The organism is Curtobacterium sp. MCSS17_005, from assembly GCF_003234225.2.
In the GTDB taxonomy this organism is placed as follows: domain Bacteria; phylum Actinomycetota; class Actinomycetes; order Actinomycetales; family Microbacteriaceae; genus Curtobacterium; species Curtobacterium flaccumfaciens.
This window is the reverse complement of sequence record NZ_CP126258.1, coordinates 3,679,786-3,696,994: the sequence shown is the minus strand read 5'-3', so window position 1 is coordinate 3,696,994 and position 17,209 is coordinate 3,679,786. Positions and strand designations below refer to the sequence as shown.

Below are 17,209 nucleotides of genomic sequence, written 5' to 3'. Positions count from 1 at the left end.
GTCACGGGCCTCCAGTCCGTCGTCAGTCGCGTTTGCGGACGTCTCAGACCTCGGCGGCGAAGGACGCGGCCCGAACCTGCAGGTCCTCGATGCGCCGGAGGCGCGCGGCCTCGACGTCGTAGCCCTCGTAGGCGGGCGGCGGCAGCTTCCGGACGTTCCGCGAGCACTGGAAGTCCTGGCACACCAGGGTGCCGACGGTGTTGCCGTTCCGTCCGGCCGGCCCGGACCGTTTCGCGCTGTAGAACGCGACGTCGTTCGGCAGCTTCACGTCCTGGCACCACGAGCACTGGGCACGGGAGCGGGGCGAGGCCTCGGCCTGCCGGAACAGGATGCCGATCAGGTCGCCGTCCAGGGTCGGCACGACGGCGTACGCACGCCGACCGATCTTCGGGTCGCGCCAGCCGAGGTAGTCGAGCGCGTCCCAGTCGAGCGTCTCGAAGTCGGCGGGCAGCGTGAGGTCGGACACCTCCTTGCGCGAGGCGTTGACGAAGGACGTGCGGAGGGTCTTCTCCACGATGGGGAGCATGGGTGATCGCTTTCGTGCGGGCCCGGGGCGTGCGGACGCACACCGCACCGGGCGGAGGAGGTCAGGGTTCGACGAGGGCGGCCGCACCCGAGGGCGCGACCGAGGGCCTCACGCCCTGATGCCGGCGCTCCGGGCGCCGACCACCTCCTGGAAGCTCACCCGACCAGCCTACGACCGGGTGTCAAGCCCGGCCCGGCTCGGCCGCGGTCGGTTCGGTGTCGCCGTGACCAGGACGACCGAGCCCTCGTACGTCGGCCGGATCCGCAACGACCCGTGCCGCCGGTCCCACTCCCCCGACTCCAGCGCGGTCCGGAGCGCTGCCACCGACCGCCGGACGGTGAACTCGTCGACCAGGCCCCACGCCGGGTCCGCCTGGCGCACGCCGGGGTCGAGCAGTCGCTCGGGGCGGGCGTAGTACGCCTCGGCGAACCCGTCGACGCACGTGAACGGGATCGGCAACGGGGTGCTCGTCACGGTGTCGTCGCTCAGCGCGTCGGCGATCCGCGGCAGTGCCGGATGTCGACGGGCGTCCGCCGCCAGCACCTCGGGCGCGTACTCGGCGAGCCAGGAGCGCTCGATGCGGTCGGGGTCGAACGTCAGGACCACGATGGGGCCCCGGGTCACCCGACGCACCTCGGCGAGCACGCGTTCGAGGTCGTGCCACTCGTGCAGCGAGAAGGTCGTCATCGCGGCGTCGAAGGTGTCGTCGGCGAAGCGCAGGTCTCCGGCGGGCTCCACGGCGGTCACGTCGCGGTCGGTCGGCGCGTACGAACCGGCACCGGCACCGGCACCGGCACCGATGTCGAGCACGGTCCGGGCGTCTCCGAGGGCCTTCGCGACCGCGCGGGCGAACGCGGGTTCGGGCCGGCGGTGCTGCCGGTCGTCCGCGTCCCCTGCTGAGCCGTCCGTCGTCCTCGTCACGTCCCCACCCTACGAACCCGCGCTGCTATGTTCGACGGATGCTCGCAGACAGTGGTCTCGGATTCGTCGTCGTCCTCTACGCCCTGTTCGTGCTGGCGCTCGCCGTGCTGGCCGTCGCCCTCATCGTGCTCGTGTTCGCCGCGATCCGTGTGCTGCGGTTGTCGGCGACGGAGCGGCAGCTGCGCATCGAGCGGATGCGCTCGCCGGAGCTGTTCGACGGCGACGTGCCGCCCCAGGCGTGACGGTCCGGCCTCGGGGCTGACGCTCCCGGCGATCCGGGGGCCGGGTCAGTCGACCGACTCGGACTCGGACTCCGACTCGCGCAGGGCCGCGTACTGCTCGGCCCGCTCCGTCGCTGCCCAGCTGCCGAGCAGCGCGAGCGACCGCTCGGACTCGCTGCCCGGTTCGGCCGAGTACGAGAACAGCGTCAGACCGGGGTCGGCGACCAGGTCGAGCGCCTCGTAGGACAGCCGCAGCTCCCCCACGATCGGGTGGTCGATGCGCTTCTTGCCGGTGCGCTGCATCCGGACGTCGTGGGCGGCCCACCAGCCGCGGAACTCCTCGCTCCGGGTGGAGAGCTCACCGACGAGCGTGATGAGCCCCGGCTCGCAGGGGTTCGACACCGCAGCGGTCCGGAGCACGGCCACGGCGTCCTTCGCGGTCTGCGCCCAGTCCGGGAAGAAGTCGCGGGCGGCCGGGTCGAGGAACGTGAAGCGTGCGGTGTTCACCGGGCGTCCGGGGCCGGCGAAGAGCGGTGCGTAGAGCGCACGGCCGAGCTCGTTCGTCGCGACGACGTCCCCGCGCTCGTTCCGCACCCAGGCCGGTGCGCCGGTGATGGCGTCGAGCAGCCGCTGCACGCCGGGGCGCACGCGGGTCGGCACGTTCCGGTGCATGACCTTCGCGCCGGAGTTCGCCAGGCGCGTGAGGTCCCACAGGTGCGCCCGCTCGTCCTCGTCGAGCTGCAGGGCGCTCGCCAGGCCCTCGAGCACGCTGTCCGAGACGCCCTTGAGCGAGCCGCGCTCGAGTCGCGTGTAGTAGTCGACGCTGACGCCGGCGAGCATGGCGACCTCGTGCCGCCGCAACCCGGGCACGCGGCGGACCCCGCCGCCGAACGACGGCATGCCGACCTGCTCGGGGGTGAGCCGCGCCCGCCTGGAGGACAGGAAGTCGCGGATCTCGTTGCGCACGTCGATACCCATGCGACGAGCGTACGTGCCCGGGCCGTGCGTCCGGCAGGCGGGAGGTCCGAGGCGGGGCCGCCGGCCGTCGCTGACTGGTCACGACACGTCGCGGGCCGTGCGCCGTCCCGTCGCAACCTGTCGGCTGGTGGCGCCGCAGGCGACGGCCTGTGACCGCTCGTCGGCGTCTGGCGGGGTGTTGCGACCGCCCGGAGCGGACGGGAGGCGCGGGGCGGCCCCGCCACGCGCCTCCCGTACGCCGTCTGGTCGCGTTCTGTTGCGTGACCGGCCGTGCCCGACCGGTCGCGACACGTCGCGTGCCGCCCGCCGGGTGGTCGCGACCTGTCGGCTGGTGGCGCCGTAGACGACGGCCTGTGACCGTTCGCCGGCGTCCCGCGGGGTGTTGCGACCGCCTGCGCCAGGGGCTTCCCCCCCCGCTCTGTCCCGCGGTCAGGGCGCGGCGTCGGCTCCGATGCGCACCCGCGCGACGCGGTGACCATCCATGGCGGTCACCTCGAGGCGGTGGCCTCCGGCCAGGATCACGTCGCCGACCTCGGGCACGCGGTCCAGCTGCACCTGCACGAGGCCACCGACGGTCTCGTAGTCGCCGTCCGGCAGGACGGGGCCGCCGTCCGCAGCCAGGTCCTCGAGCACCGTGGCTCCGTCGACGCCGTCGTGCGCCAACACCGACTCGTCGTACTCGGTGGAGTCCCACTCGTCGCGGATGCGGCCGACGAGGTCCTCGAGCAGCGCCTCGAGCGTGACCATGCCGGCGCTGCCGCCGTACTCGTCGACCACCAGGGCGATCTGGTGGCCGTCGGTGCGCATGTCCGCGATCGCGCTCGACAGCGACTTCGTCTCGGGCAGGGCGAGCACCGGCCGGACGAGCGTGGCGACCGGGGCCGCGGGGTCGACCGGACGCAGCAGGTCACGCAGGTGCACGAAGCCCTGGACCTCGTCGCGCCCGCCGGAGGTCACGAGGTACCGGGTGTGCCCGGCCGCGATGGCCTGGTCCGTGGCATCGGCGACCGAGAGCCCGGCGTCCAGCGTCGAGACGTCGTACCAGGGGCGCATCGACTCGCGCAGGATGCGGTCACCGGCGTCCAGGGCGCTGCGGGCGATCCGGCGTCCCTGCTCGTCGACGCCGGTGTGCTCGTCGACCAGGCCGCGGAGCTCCTCGGTGCTCATCGACTCACTGCGGGCTTCCGGGTCGCCGCCGAGCAGTCGCACGACGGTGTCGGTGGACTTCGAGAGCAGCCAGATCACCGGCCGCATCAGCACCGCGAAGCGCTCCAGGGTCGGGGCGACGGCCATCGAGAAGCCCTCGGCACGCTGCAGGGCGAGGCGCTTCGGCACGAGCTCGCCGAACACGAGCGACAGGTACGCGATGACGAGGGTCATCAGCACCAGCGCGACGGCTTCGGCCGTGCCCTGCTCGAGGCCGAGCCCCTGGAACAGCGGCGCGACGTCGGGTGCGATCGAGGACGCACCGTACGCGGCGGAGAAGAACCCGGCGACGGTCACGCCGATCTGCACGGCGGACAGGAACCGGTTCGGGTCACGGCCGAGCTCGGCGACCCGCATCCCGCGGGGGCCGCGGCGTTCGAGCTGCTGCAGCTGGGATTCGCGGAGGGAGACGAGTGCGATCTCGGCGGCCGCGAAGACCCCGCCGACGAGCACGAAGAGGATGACGAGCCCGAAGGCGATCCAGGTGTCAGCGCCCATCAGCGGGCAGCCGCCTCGGATCGACGACGGGCGGGCGGTCTGTGGGGATCGTCCATGCCTGTGAGTCTGCACAGGCCGACTGGGACATCACCGTGCTGCCGCTCGACAGCGGCTGTGGATCCCGCGTCGTGACGGGGAGTGGTCGCTACAGGGTGAGTGAGCGACCGATGCGGGCTTCGAGCCACGCCTTCGGGTCGATCGGCGTGACGCCGTCCATCAGGACCTCGAGGTGCAGGTGCGCACCGGTCGAGACGCCGGAGGACCCGACGAGCCCGATGAACTGCCCGGCAGCGACGGTGTCGCCGACCTTGAGCGGCGAGGAGCCGGGGATCATGTGGCCGTAGAGCGTCGACACCTGACGGCCGTCGACCACGTGGTCGATGATGACCGCGTTGCCGTACGAGAAGTAGGTGCCCGAGACCCGGACCTCGCCCGCGGCGACGGCGCCGATCGGCGTGCCCATGCCCGGGGTGAAGTCGAGGCCCTGGTGCAGCGACGAGCACGCGCCGCACGGTGCCGAGCGGTACCCGAAGCCGGAGCTCATCTGCACGGGGCCGGGGAACGGCGAGCGGACCGCGCCGCCGAACGACACGGCGCCTCCGGCGGTCGCCGCGGTGTCGGTGGAACCAGCCGTCTTCGTGGTGACGGTCGAGCCGCCGCCGACGGTGAACCCGTCACGGTCGAACCCGGCGGCCGTGACCGCCTGGGTCACGGCGTAGTCCTGGGTGCGCACGATGGGTGCGATGGTCGAGGTGGCCATCGAGGTGCCGGCGCTCGCGTGGGCGGGCATCGCCGAGGCGGCGAACATCGCGATGGCGGCGGCGGCGCTGGTGAGCGTGATGCGTCCGGCACGGGCCGACCGGGAGGCCCGGGGTGCGCTGGCGACGCGGGTCACCTTGGGTGCGGGGCGACGGACGACGCGCTGGATGCGGTCGTCGACGTGCTCGGTGGTGGCGCGTGCGGCTGCGGAGCGGCGGCCGGCCGGCTCGGTGGCCGAGGACGCGGTCGCGAGGACGACGGCCTTCACCGGCTTGGCGACCTTCGCGGCCTTCGGCGCCTTGGCCGGCTTCGTGGCCTTCGCCGGCTTGGCGACCTTCGCTGCCTCGGCCGGCTTCTCGGGCTTGGCCGCCTTCGCGACCGGGGCCGCCTTGCTGCGACGCTGCGATCCGCGGGCTGCTGCGCGCTCGGCCTCGAGGGCGGCGCGACGGGACAGGTGCACCACCGGGGTCTCCGGGTGCTGGTCGAGTTCGGGTGCAATCGTCATGGCCGCCCACCATTCTGCACGACTCTGTCGCTTTGTACAGGCCCTTCCGTGATCTTTTCGTTACCGAGTGCGCTGGGAGGCGCCTGATCACCACGGCCTCGAGCGTCCCCCGGGCCCTGCGCATCGGTACGGTCAGGGGAAAGCGACGGAAGGACCCGCACCATGGCCCGATCGCCGCGTGAGCGGTACGGAACGGTCGACCTGGCGTCGGCCGACGTCGTGCTGGCCGGTACCCAGGAACTCCTGCCCGTGCTCCGGGCCGCGGCCGTGCGTGCCGGGATCGACGCCGCGCGGATGCGGGTCATCGGGGTCGACGACCTGCCGGACCCGGAGGAGGCCTGGGACGCGGCGCTGGCCGTCATCGCCATCCGCCGTCCGGGTGACGACCCCGCCTTCCACCGGGCGCAGGCGGCTGCCGAGCTCATCGCGCCGATGCTCGCGCCGCACGCCGTCCGCATCGTCGTCACCGTGTCCGGGGTCACGCGGCTCGCACCGAAGCTCGAGCGCACCATGACGTCCGAGGTCCTGCACCAGATCGATGCGGCGTCGGCGTCGTCCGGGTTCCGCCGGCCCTTCCGGCCCCTGCGCATGCGGCTCGGGCTCGCCGGACTCCGAGCCGCCGGCGTCCGGGTGTTCCGCATCTCGATCGGCGACTGAGCGGACGCCGAGCAGGTCACCGGGTCGGCGCGCCCCGCAGTTCGAGGGCGATCTGCTCGGCGTCCAGGTTCTGCAGCATCGACTCGAGCACCTCGGCGTCGAACGTGCCGTCGTCGCGGGCGTCGAGGATCGCGGAGCGCTGCGCCTGGAGGACCGCGAGGCGTCGCGCCTTCTCGCGCCCCATCCAGGCGCGGAGCTCGGCTGGGTCCGCCGCCTCGAGTTCTCCGCGCGAGGCCGGGGGGTGTTCACCGGTGCGCGGTACCTGTTCGGCCGCGCTGCGCATGAGGTCGAGCAGACGCTGTCGTTCCTCGGTGTCCTTCGCGGCGGTGTCCGGTGCGGGGGCGGCGATGCGTCGGAGCAGGGGGCCGATCGTGCCGCCCTGGACCACCAGGGACAGCAGTGCGACCGCGAAGGCGACGAACACCAGGAGCGATCGCTGTGGGGTGTCCTCCGGCAGGGTCTGCGCAGCTGCGACGGTCACGGCCCCGCGCATCCCCGCCCAGACCACGGCGGTGCCCTCGCGCCAGCCCAGCGGCGCCTTCGTGTAGTACGCGATGTCCGCCAGGGTGCGGCGGACGCGGGTCGTGAAGCGGTCGAGCTCTCGTTCCGAGGGGACGCGGTTGCCCGGTCGGTGCTCGCGGATTACCTCGCTCATCGCGTCGCGGTCACCGGCGTGCATCTCGGCGAAGCGCCCCTGCATCCGCTCGCCGCGCTTGGCGCTCGCCGACAGGGCGAGCAGCAGCGGGACGACGTACGCGGCCCGCACGAGCACGGTGAGCACGAGGGCCCCGACGGCGATGAGGAGGGCCGGTCCGACACCCGTGTGCTCGTCCTGCACGTCGCCGAGGATGGTCGAGAGTTCGAGCCCCATCGTCAGGAACACCGCGCCTTCGAGCACGAGTTCGATGGTCTGCCAGTTCTGGGCGTCCGACAGCCGGTGCCCCGGAGGGAGCTTGCGCGGCCCGACGATCCCGGTGAACAGGCCCGCGACGACGGCGGCGACGAGTCCGGACCCGCCGAAGTGCTCGGTGGGGACCGCCGCGACGAACGGCACCGCGAAGGACAGCGCCGTGTTCACCGCGGCGCTCGGCACGCGCGCGCGGACGAACACGTTCAGCCAGCCGACGAACCACCCGACGACGACGGCGATGGCCACGGCACCCGCGAAGTCGCCGAGCGCCCCCCAGAACGAGAACGACGCGGCCGCTGCGACGACGGCGGTGCGCAGGAGCACGAGCGCGGTGGCGTCGTTGAGCAGCGATTCACCGTCGAGGATCGAGATCGCCCGGCGTGACACCGAGGTCTGCTTGACGATCGAGGTGGCGACGGCGTCGGTCGGGCTGACGATCGCGCCGAGGGCGATGCCCCACCAGAAACCGAGGCCCGGGATCACCCAGGCGAAGAACAGCCCGAGCACCAGGCTCGACGCGACGACGAGCAGGACCGACAGGCCGCTGATCGCGCCGAACTCGCGCCGGAAGTTCATCGACGGCATCGACACCGCCGACGAGTACAACAGCGGCGGCAGGACCCCGGCGAGGATCCACTCCGGTTCGATCTCCGCGTGGGGGATGAACGGCATCAGGCTCGCGACGATCCCGACGACGACGAGCACGAGCGGTGCCGCGATCCCGATGCGGGGGCCGAGCACGGCTGCGCCCGCGATGGCGATCAGGGCGATGACACCCACGACGAGGAGTTCGGTCACGGGTCCAGGGTGGCACCACCGGCCGGATCAGGCTCCGTCGGGTCCGGAACCGTGGACGGCGCTCGCCTGCACCGACGGGTGTGGAGGAGCGGCGTGCGCGACGACGGAGACGCTGCCGACGGCGAGCACGAGCGCCAACGCACCGGCGGTGCAGGCCGTCCCGATCCGCCGCAACCGCGACCGGCTGCCACGCTGACGCGGCGCGAACCGTTTCGTGCTCCGTCGGGGTTCGGGGCCGACGAGCCAGGGACCGGAGCCGTCGGGGTCGTACGAGAACGGGCCGGAGCCGTCCGGCGCGTACCGGTAGGGCCCGCTGCCGTCCGAGGCGTAGGCGGACCGCAGGTCCTCCGCGGTCCAGCCGAAGTCGTCCGGGGTCTGCCGTGTGGTGGTCATGCGCGCTCTCCCTCGCTCTGGTGCTGCGGAAGACCAGTCCACGCACCGTTCCTATGTGTCGACAGTGCGCCTCCAGGATGTCGGCCGAGCATCTGCCGCGCGGAAGCGGGGTCCATGTATCTTGATGTCGAGACATCCTGCGCCACGAGTACCGTGGACGTACCGACGGTCGAACAAGGGAGTACCCGCCAGCATGGCCAAGATCATCTACACCCTCACGGACGAGGCGCCGTTCCTCGCCACCCACTCCTTCCTCCCGGTCATCCAGGCCTTCGCCGGCACCGCGGGTGTCGACGTCGAGACCCGCGACATCTCGCTCGCCGGCCGGATCATCGCCCAGTTCCCGGAGCGGCTCACCGACGAGCAGCGCCTGGACGACGCCCTCGCCGAGCTCGGCGACCTGGCGAAGACCCCCGAGGCGAACATCATCAAGCTGCCGAACATCTCGGCGTCGATCCCCCAGCTCAAGGTCGCCATCAAGGAACTGCAGGCGCAGGGCTACGACCTGCCCGACTACCCGGACGAGGCCACCACCGACGAGCAGCGCGACGTCCGCGCCCGCTACGGCCGCGTCCAGGGCAGCGCCGTCAACCCGGTGCTGCGCGAGGGCAACTCCGACCGCCGCGCACCCCTGTCGGTCAAGAACTACGCCCGCAAGCACCCGCACCGCATGGGCGCCTGGTCGCGTGACTCGAAGACGAACGTCAGCACCATGGGCGTCGACGACTTCCGGTCGAACGAGAAGTCCTGGATCGCCCCCGCCGACGACGTCCTGACGATCACCTTCGTGGCCGAGGACGGCAGCGAGCAGGTCCTCAAGCAGTCGATCCCCGTGCTGCAGGGCGAGGTCGTCGACGGCACCGTGCTGCACGTGGCCGCCCTCGAGTCGTTCCTGCGCAAGCAGATCGAGCGCGCCGCGGCCGAGGACGTCCTGTTCTCCGTGCACCTCAAGGCCACGATGATGAAGATCTCCGACCCGATCATCTTCGGGCACGTCATCAAGGCGTTCTTCCCGTCGGTGTTCGAGCGCTACGGCGCCGACCTGGCCGCCGCGGGCCTGACCCCGAACGACGGCCTCGGCTCGATCCTCGCCGGCCTCGCTGCGCTGCCGAACGGCGCCGAGATCGAGCGTGCCTTCAAGCAGGGCATCGCCGACGGCCCCGAGCTCGCCATGGTCGACTCGGACAAGGGCATCACGAACCTGCACGTGCCGAGCGACGTCATCGTCGACGCGTCGATGCCCGCGATGATCCGCACCTCGGGCCACATGTGGGGCCCGGACGGCGACGAGCACGACACCCTCGCCGTCATCCCCGACTCGAGCTACGCCGGCATCTACCAGGCCGTGCTCGACGATTGCCGCGCCCACGGCGCCTTCGACCCGTCGACGATGGGCTCCGTGCCCAACGTCGGCCTGATGGCGCAGAAGGCCGAGGAGTACGGCTCGCACGACAAGACGTTCGAGCTCCCCGGCGGCGGCGTCGTCCGCGTCACGACCGCCTCGGGCGACGTCGTCATCGAGCACGACGTCGAGCCCGGTGACATCTGGCGCGCCTGCCAGACCAAGGACGTCGCCATCCGTGACTGGGTGAAGCTCGCCGTCACCCGCGCGCGTGCCTCCGCGACGCCGGCCGTGTTCTGGCTCGACGAGACCCGTGCGCACGACGCGAACCTCATCGGGCTCGTTCGCCAGTACCTCGGCGAGCACGACACCGACGGCCTGCAGATCGAGATCCTCGCGCCCGAGGACGCCATGCGCTTCTCGCTCGAGCGCATCCGCCGCGGCGAGGACACCATCTCGGTCACCGGCAACGTCCTGCGCGACTACCTGACCGACCTGTTCCCGATCATGGAGCTCGGCACCTCGGCGAAGATGCTCTCCGTCGTCCCGCTGCTGGGCGGTGGCGGCCTGTTCGAGACCGGTGCCGGCGGTTCCGCGCCGAAGCACGTGCAGCAGCTCGTGCAGCAGAACTACCTGCGCTGGGACAGCCTGGGCGAGTTCCTCGCACTGGCGGTCAGCCTCGAGCACCTCGCCGGTGTGACGGGCAACGAGCGGGCGAAGATCCTGGGGGAGACCCTCGACCGTGCAACCGGGACGTTCCTCGAGCAGGACAAGTCCCCGGGTCGGAAGCTCGGCTCGATCGACAACCGCGGCAGCCACTTCTACCTGGCGAAGTACTGGGCCGAAGAGCTCGCGGCGCAGACCCAGGACACCGAGCTCGCGTCGTCGTTCGCGGACCTCGCGGCGAAGCTCGGTGAGCAGGAGCGCACGATCGTCGACGAGCTCGTCTCGGTGCAGGGTCACCCGGCGGACATCGGCGGCTACTACCGTCCCGACGACGCCAAGACGAGCGCGGTCATGCGTCCGTCCGCCACGTTGAACGCAGCGCTGGCAGCGCTCTAGGCGCACCAGCCGACGGACGGGAGGCCCGGTGCCAGCTGGCACCGGGCCTCCCGTCCGTCCGTGGTCGCGTCCGCACCACGAACCCGACCGTTCCTGCTCACGAAGTGACAGGGGACGCGCGGGGCGTCAGCCGCGGGACGGCACGGGCGGGCCGGCGGCCAGCAGCCCGGTGAAGACCAGGGCGACGGCCACGACCCCGATGCCGGCGGCCACGGCGGGCCGACGCACCACGAAGAACAGCAGACGATCCCAGAACCCCGAGTGGGCGTCCGGCGAGCGTCGCCAGGACCCCTCGAGCATGCCGCGGCGGGCGACCGCGACCTCGAACGGCACCGTGGCGTACGGCACGACGGCACTCGCCCAGCCGAGCACGAGCGCCCCGAACGACCACCGCTGGTTCACCGCGACGACCGTCGTGACCACCAGGTACGCCAGGAACACGAAGCCGTGCACCCCACCGCCGATGCGGACGCCCCAATCGCCGGCGTCCAAGCCGTACTTGAGCACCATCCCGAGGATGAGCAGGGTCCAGGTCACGAGTTCGGCGACCGCGGCGGCGCGGAACAGGGAGCGCGGAGTCATGGCCTCCATGGTGGCGGACCCGGTTGACAGACAGCAGGACGCCCCGGCCTGCAGGGCGCCCACCGACAGCAGGACGCCCCGGGCCGTCGACCCGGGGCGCCCTCGACGTCAGGTCAGTGCCGCACGACCACCGTCTGGCCCAGGCGGTTCACGCCGGCGCGTGCGTCCCACGTGCCGGTGTTCGCGGTCTGGATCGCGAAGGCCGGGTTCGACGCCACCGAGCGTTCAGGTGCCGGCAGGGCGAGGGCGACGTCCCAGCGGCCCTTCGGCAGGTGTGGGAGCGACGCCCGGACGGTCACGCTCCGTCCCGGCTGCCACGACGACGCGTCCGCACGCACCGGCACGGTGACCCTGCGGTGCCCGTCGGTGAGGACGAGCTGCACCGGGCGGCTGTTGTACGGCGCCGCCCAGCCGTCGTTCCGCACCGACACCGCGACCGACGGCGTGCGACCGGTGGTGACGGTGCTCGAGGTCATCGTGAAGCGGTAGCCGAGCTTCTTCGCGGCGTCGGTCATGCCGTCAGCGCCCCAGGTCGCCAGGACGTCCTTGTTGTAGTCGAGGTTGAGGTAGCTGTAGTGGTACTTCGCCATCTCGGCCGAGGCGGACGGGTACTCGGACCGCGGCGCGTTCACGGCGCAGGTCTCGCCCCCGACGGGGACGTACCGCGACTCGGCGGCCAGGTAGTCCTGGTCGAGTGACAGCGGGTCGCTCAGGAACGTGCCGAAGTCGTCCGGCGAGGCGAGGAAGCAGTCGTTGTGGTGCCCGATCCGCGACGCCGCCGACCCGTCGTGCGCCTGCGCCGGGGTGAGCGCCCCGGCCGTGCCGGACGGCGTGCGCAGTGCGTCCTGCTTCATCTGCATCTTGCGGACCTGGACCGAGCGGCTGGACGGCAGGGCTGCGAGTTCGGCCCGCAGGACCTGCCGTCGGGCGTCCTTGTCGGCCTCGGTCAGCGCGCCCGGGTTCGCCGGGTCGCTGGCGAAGTGGTCGGTGTAGTAGCCCTCGCCCCAGAGCCCGATGAACCCCTGCTGCAGGGTCGGGATGACGTCGGCGTTCCGGCGGAGCGTCGGGGTGAGCTGCTGGATGTGCGCGAGCACGGTCGGCAGGTCGGCGTCGCCGTAGGGCGCCGTGTACGGGTACGCGCCGCCCTGCACGTACGCGAACCGGGTGATCACGCCCACACCGGCCGCACGTGCGGTGTCGTAGTCGCGCTGCACGAGCCGCAGCCAGGCCGGGCTGATGCGCCGCTGCTGCACGAACGCCTCCATGTAGAACACCCGGACGACCTGGGTGACACCCTCGGCGCGGTAGCCGCGGAGCGTCGCGGCGTCGAGCGGCGTGTACCCGGTGCCGTCGGCCCGGTAGTGCGTCTCGGTGGTGTGGTCGAACCCGCGCGAGGGGTTCGGGATGACCGCGTCGCTCGCCGTGTAGGTCACGGTCGAGGTCGTCGCGGTCCGTGCCGGATGGCCGGTGGGCGACGAGGCCCATGCTGTGGTCGGTACGGCGAGCGCGAGTGCCGCCGCGAGTGCGACGGTGGTGATGGTGCGGTGCGGCATCGGACGAGCCCCTGTCCTCGGCGCGGACGGTGATCGGCGCCCCCTGGCGCTGCCGTCCTGCGCGAATGTGATCTGAAGGTAGGCCAAACGATCAGAAAACGCCAGTGGATGCGTGAACCGAGCACGGGTAGCGTTGCCTGCATGTCGCCGTCGACCGAGAACCGTCCCCTGAACATCGTCGTCTGGAACGAGAACGTGCACGAGACCCGCGGTGACGCGACGGTCATCGGGCACTACCCCGACGGCATGCACACCGTGATCGCCGAGGCGCTCCGGCAGCTGCAGCCCGGGGCCGACGTCTCCACCGCCACCCTGCAGGAACCCGACCACGGCATCACCGCCGAACGGTTGGCCGCCACGGACGTGCTGTTCTGGTGGGGGCACGCCGCCCACGACGAGGTGAGCGACGCCGTCGTCGACCTGGTCGTCGACGCCGTGCACGCCGGGATGGGCCTGGTGGTGCTGCACTCCGGCCACTACTCCAAGCCGTTCAAGCGCCTGATGGGCACGACCTGCTCGTTGAAGTGGCGGAACGACGGCGAGCGCGAACTCGTCTGGACCGTCGCGCCCGAGCACCCGATCGCCGCCGGGGTCCCGCACCCGATCGTCATCGACCGGCAGGAGATGTACGGCGAGTACTTCGACATCCCACGCCCCGACGAAGAGGTGTTCCTGTCGACCTTCGCGGGCGGCGAGGTCTTCCGCTCCGGCGTCGCGTACCGCCGAGGACTCGGCAAGGTCTTCTACTTCTCGCCCGGCGACCAGGAGTACCCCGTGTACCACCACCCGGACATCCAGCGCGTGCTGTCGAACGCCGCCGCCTGGGCCGCCCCGGTGTCCGAGCGCCGCGAGCTGACCGCCGACCCCCACCCGCGGGACTGGTTCCTGTCGGACGATGGGGGTAGACAGGCCGGGTGACCAACCATCTCGACGGTGCGGACAAGCGCACCGCGGTGATCGAGGCGCTCGCCATCTTGGGATCAGGACCCGAGGAGCGCTTCGACCGCATCACCCGCATGGCCCACGAGGCGTTCGACGTCCCGTTGACCTTCCTCAACCTCGTCCACCACGACCTCGTCACCACGCAGTCGACCTTCGGCTGGCACCAGGGATCGAGCGTCCCCGCCAGCGAGCAGTTCTGCGCGTCGACGGTGCTCACCCGCGAGCCGATGGTGATCCCGGACGCGTCGCTCGACGCCCGGTTCGCCGACACAGCGGCGGTGGCGGAGCACGGCATCCGGTTCTACGCGGGCGCACCGTTGACGATGGTCGACGGCACCCGGGTGGGCACGCTGTGCCTGATGGACGCGGTTCCGCGCACGTTCTCGCCGGACGACGTCGCCCTGCTGCGTGACCTGGCCCGGTGGGCGGAGCGGGAACTCGGCGTCGCCATCGACCGCGGGCGGGTCCGTCGCGTGCTCGACGGCCTGGTGCCGGACCCGGTCGCGGTGCCGGGGTACCACGTCGACGTCCTGGTCGCCCAGCACGACGACGGCGGGGGTGACGTCGCCGATTGGCGCACCGCCCCCGACGGTGCCCTGCACGTCACCGTCGGCCGGGTGAGCGCCGCCGGACCGGCGTCCGGCCTGCTCGCCGCGGCGGTCCGCGGTGCCGTGGCGGCACGGACCGGTTCGGCCATGTCGGACGCGATCGTCGGCCTGGAGGCGCAGGTCACCGCCGACCTGTCGGCTGCGGACGCCGTCGGCTCGCTCTTCCACCTGCGGCTCGACCCGACGTCGGGTCACGTCGACTTCGGCGACGCCGGCCACGGCCTCGCGGTGCTGGTCCCCGCCGACGGTCCGGCTCGCGTCCTGCACCCACTCGACCTGCCGCTCGGGCTGCAGCCGGACGCGATCCCCCGGTCGCCCGGCGCGCTCGACCTGGAGCCCGGAGACCGGCTGGCGATCTGCACCCAGGGCGTCCTGTCGCTGGACGGGCTCCGGCACCTGGACGATCTCGCTGCGCTGGTGCGCTCGGCTCCGGACGGGGCGACCGTGGTCGAACGGGTGCGCACGGCGGTCCCCACGGACGCCGCGGTCGACGTCACGCTGGTGGTGCTCACACGGCACTGAGCGGGATTCGCCGCCTCGGCACGGCGTGCTGCCCGGAGCGGGTCAGGAGCGGAAGCGGTCCGGCCGCGGGCGCGGGGTGCCGGTCAGGGAGACCACGAGCAGCGTGGCGAGCAGGGCGAACCCGGCGAGCTCGATGCCCAGGCCGGCGAGCTGCCAGTACGCGCTGCCGACGTGCTGCGGCTGCGTGATCGATTCCGGCCACCACGACTCGATGAGCGGGAACGAGCCCGGGAACGGGTCGAGGGCGAACACCACCAGTCCGCCGAGCAGCATCACCACGCCGAGGCCGGCCATCGCCCCGCGGGACCGACGGAGCATGTGCACCACGAGGGCAGCGCCCATGCCGGCGAGCCCGACGACGGCGATCAGGAACGCGAGCACCACGATGGTCTGCGGCGTAAGCGCGACCCAGTCCAGCACCGCGATCGGCAGCAGCAGCCACCGACCCGTCCGTGCCCAGCGCGCAGGGTTCCGCCATCCGTCCATGGCGACCGACCGTAGGGCATACGGCCGAACGCCTGCCGAATGCGGCCAGTGGTCCCCGGCGGCAGCGTGCGCTGACTACGATCGGACCCCATGGTGCAGGACCGACCGACCCGACAGCAGCGGTCGCTCGCGACCCGCACGGCGATCATCGAAGGCGCGGCCGCGGAGTTCGACGAACGCGGGTACGTCGGCGCCTCGATGGACGGCATCGCCGAGCGCATCGGGATGACCAAGGGCGCGCTGTACTTCCACTTCACGTCGAAGGCCGACATGGCCGGGGCTGTGATCGCGGAGCAGCACGCGATCTCCCGGCGCTACGGTGCGGCCGCGTTCGCGCGCGGCACCAGTCCGCTCGGGGTGTTGATGTGGATGTCGCAGGGGCTGGCGATTCAGATGACCAGTGAGGTCGTCGTCAGCGCGGGCATCCGGCTCTCCACCGAGGCCGCCACGCGCGACGTCGCTCGCCAGGACCCGTACACGGACTGGATGACGGTCGTGTCGGAGCTCGTGCAGCAGGCGATCGACGCTGGACAGGTCGACCCGCGGTGGGACGCGGCGCTCGTCGGCCGCGTCGTGATCCCCGCGTACACGGGCGTCCAGACCGTGTCCGACGTCCTGACCGAACGTGCGGACCTGTTCGAACGACTGCGGGAACTCTGGACGGTCCTGCTGGACGCGTTCGTCACCGAACGGCTGCGTCCGGAGATCCCGCGGCTCGTCGCGCTCATCGCTCCGGAGTGACGCGGGTCCCCCCAGGGAAACACCCACGTCACCTCGCCTCTGAGACTACCGAGGAGGGTGTCGCGGTACCGGCCCCAGTTCGCGGGCGTGTGTCCGGCGGCCCACTAGCCTGACGCCGTGCCCAAACCCGCTGCCGAGGTCGACGTCGACGTCCCGCTCGTCCGGTCCCTGCTGCGCGACCAGCACCCCGACCTGGCCGGGCTCCCGCTCGAGGTCGTCGCGAACGGTTGGGACAACGTCGTGCTGCGTCTGGGCGACGACCTGGCCGTCCGGGTGCCCCGTCGGGAGCTGGCCGCACGCCTCGTCGAGCACGAACAGCGCTGGTTGCCGGACATCGCCGCCCGGGTCGGATCGGTCGTCCCGGTGCCGGCCCCGGTTCGGACCGGCCGCCCCGCCCTCGGCTACCCGTGGTCGTGGAGCATCGTGCCGTGGCTACCCGGCACGGCGATCGGTGAACGTGCGGCCGGAGTCCCCGTCGCCGAGGCGCTCGCTGCGTTCGTCGGGCTCCTGCACGTCCCCGCCCCGGCCGACGCCCCGGTGAACCCGTTCCGTGCGGTGCCGCTCGCGTCGCGGAGCGACGCCGTGCTGACGCGACTCGACGACCACGGCGTGCACCGGGCCGGAGAGCTGGCCACGCTGTGGCGGACCGCAGCCGCCGTGCCCGCGCACGCCGGGCCTCCCGTCTGGGTGCACGGCGACCTGCACCCCTTCAACCTGCTCGTCGACCCGTCGAACGGTGTCGACCGCCTGTCGGCCGTGATCGACTTCGGGGACGTCACCGCGGGCGACCCCGCCGTCGACCTCGCTACCGCCTGGCTGACGCTCGACCGGTCGGGGCGTCGGGCGTTCCGGGCGCGCGTCGCGGCCCCGGAGGCCACCTGGCTGCGCGCACGCGGGTGGGTGGTCGCGCTCGCGTCCGCGCTGGCGACCGCCGACGAACGCGCCTTCCGGAGCGTCGCGCGACGGAGCATCGACGCGGTGCTGGACGGCTGAGTCCCC

At 72.2% G+C, this 17,209-nt stretch carries 17 protein-coding genes; 7 read left to right on the top strand and 10 right to left on the bottom strand.

What is annotated here, in order from left to right:
- Positions 1–43 precede the first annotated feature (43 nt).
- Positions 44–526 (bottom strand): FBP domain-containing protein, encoded by a 483-nt coding sequence (locus DEJ20_RS17715; RefSeq protein WP_071406263.1) that lies wholly within the window; start codon positions 524–526, stop codon positions 44–46.
- A gap of 168 nt (positions 527–694) precedes the next feature.
- Positions 695–1,447: a class I SAM-dependent methyltransferase gene (locus DEJ20_RS17710; RefSeq protein ID WP_111234536.1), complete on the bottom strand. Its 753-nt coding sequence runs from the start codon at positions 1,445–1,447 to the stop codon at positions 695–697.
- Between the two features lie 38 nt (positions 1,448–1,485).
- Between DEJ20_RS17710 and DEJ20_RS17705 the strand changes: the two genes are divergently transcribed.
- Positions 1,486–1,689: a hypothetical protein gene (locus DEJ20_RS17705; protein WP_017887883.1), complete on the top strand. Its 204-nt coding sequence runs from the start codon at positions 1,486–1,488 to the stop codon at positions 1,687–1,689.
- Between the two features lie 45 nt (positions 1,690–1,734).
- Here the strand turns inward: DEJ20_RS17705 and DEJ20_RS17700 are convergent, their stop codons facing one another.
- The 3 genes from DEJ20_RS17700 to DEJ20_RS17690 all read right to left on the bottom strand — a co-directional run bounded on the left by DEJ20_RS17700 (position 1,735) and on the right by DEJ20_RS17690 (position 5,614).
- Positions 1,735–2,646 (bottom strand): helix-turn-helix transcriptional regulator, encoded by a 912-nt coding sequence (locus tag DEJ20_RS17700; protein ID WP_071406260.1) that lies wholly within the window; start codon positions 2,644–2,646, stop codon positions 1,735–1,737.
- A 429-nt stretch (positions 2,647–3,075) separates the two neighbouring features.
- Entirely contained in the window at positions 3,076–4,350 is a 1,275-nt protein-coding gene (locus tag DEJ20_RS17695; protein WP_111234537.1) for a hemolysin family protein, read from the bottom strand.
- Positions 4,351–4,495: 145 nt separating this feature from the next.
- Positions 4,496–5,614, bottom strand: a complete 1,119-nt coding sequence (locus tag DEJ20_RS17690; RefSeq protein ID WP_181431458.1) for a M23 family metallopeptidase — start codon at positions 5,612–5,614, stop codon at positions 4,496–4,498.
- 162 nt (positions 5,615–5,776) lie between these two features.
- On the opposite strand from DEJ20_RS17690, the gene DEJ20_RS17685 reads away from it, so the two are divergent.
- Complete coding sequence (locus DEJ20_RS17685) at positions 5,777–6,271, top strand: hypothetical protein (protein WP_111234539.1); 495 nt, start codon at positions 5,777–5,779, stop codon at positions 6,269–6,271.
- A 16-nt stretch (positions 6,272–6,287) separates the two neighbouring features.
- On the opposite strand, the gene DEJ20_RS17680 is transcribed toward DEJ20_RS17685, so the two are convergent.
- Both DEJ20_RS17680 and DEJ20_RS17675 read right to left on the bottom strand, forming a co-directional pair.
- Entirely contained in the window at positions 6,288–7,979 is a 1,692-nt protein-coding gene (locus DEJ20_RS17680) for a cation:proton antiporter (protein WP_111234540.1), read from the bottom strand.
- 27 nt (positions 7,980–8,006) lie between these two features.
- Complete coding sequence (locus tag DEJ20_RS17675; RefSeq protein WP_111234541.1) at positions 8,007–8,372, bottom strand: hypothetical protein; 366 nt, start codon at positions 8,370–8,372, stop codon at positions 8,007–8,009.
- 193 nt (positions 8,373–8,565) lie between these two features.
- On the opposite strand from DEJ20_RS17675, the gene DEJ20_RS17670 reads away from it, so the two are divergent.
- The gene (locus DEJ20_RS17670) at positions 8,566–10,776 is read left to right on the top strand and encodes an NADP-dependent isocitrate dehydrogenase (RefSeq protein WP_284183358.1); all 2,211 of its coding nucleotides are present in this window, start codon (positions 8,566–8,568) and stop codon (positions 10,774–10,776) included.
- A gap of 126 nt (positions 10,777–10,902) precedes the next feature.
- Here DEJ20_RS17670 and DEJ20_RS17665 read toward each other — a convergent pair whose 3' ends face one another.
- Both DEJ20_RS17665 and DEJ20_RS17660 read right to left on the bottom strand, forming a co-directional pair.
- Positions 10,903–11,358, bottom strand: a complete 456-nt coding sequence (locus DEJ20_RS17665) for a DUF3817 domain-containing protein (RefSeq protein WP_035809287.1) — start codon at positions 11,356–11,358, stop codon at positions 10,903–10,905.
- A 113-nt stretch (positions 11,359–11,471) separates the two neighbouring features.
- The gene (locus tag DEJ20_RS17660; protein ID WP_111234543.1) at positions 11,472–12,911 is read right to left on the bottom strand and encodes a DUF4832 domain-containing protein; all 1,440 of its coding nucleotides are present in this window, start codon (positions 12,909–12,911) and stop codon (positions 11,472–11,474) included.
- A 141-nt stretch (positions 12,912–13,052) separates the two neighbouring features.
- On the opposite strand from DEJ20_RS17660, the gene DEJ20_RS17655 reads away from it, so the two are divergent.
- Both DEJ20_RS17655 and DEJ20_RS17650 read left to right on the top strand, forming a co-directional pair.
- Positions 13,053–13,829: a ThuA domain-containing protein gene (locus DEJ20_RS17655; protein WP_258377087.1), complete on the top strand. Its 777-nt coding sequence runs from the start codon at positions 13,053–13,055 to the stop codon at positions 13,827–13,829.
- Complete coding sequence (locus DEJ20_RS17650; protein ID WP_111234544.1) at positions 13,826–14,983, top strand: PP2C family protein-serine/threonine phosphatase; 1,158 nt, start codon at positions 13,826–13,828, stop codon at positions 14,981–14,983. The genes DEJ20_RS17655 and DEJ20_RS17650 overlap by 4 nt, the downstream gene beginning before the upstream one ends.
- 42 nt (positions 14,984–15,025) lie before the next feature.
- Here DEJ20_RS17650 and DEJ20_RS17645 read toward each other — a convergent pair whose 3' ends face one another.
- Entirely contained in the window at positions 15,026–15,469 is a 444-nt protein-coding gene (locus DEJ20_RS17645) for a disulfide bond formation protein B (RefSeq protein ID WP_111234545.1), read from the bottom strand.
- A 90-nt stretch (positions 15,470–15,559) separates the two neighbouring features.
- On the opposite strand from DEJ20_RS17645, the gene DEJ20_RS17640 reads away from it, so the two are divergent.
- Complete coding sequence (locus DEJ20_RS17640; RefSeq protein WP_111234546.1) at positions 15,560–16,210, top strand: ScbR family autoregulator-binding transcription factor; 651 nt, start codon at positions 15,560–15,562, stop codon at positions 16,208–16,210.
- A 117-nt stretch (positions 16,211–16,327) separates the two neighbouring features.
- Positions 16,328–17,203: an aminoglycoside phosphotransferase family protein gene (locus DEJ20_RS17635; RefSeq protein ID WP_111234547.1), complete on the top strand. Its 876-nt coding sequence runs from the start codon at positions 16,328–16,330 to the stop codon at positions 17,201–17,203.
- The last annotated feature ends 6 nt before the right edge of the window (positions 17,204–17,209 follow it).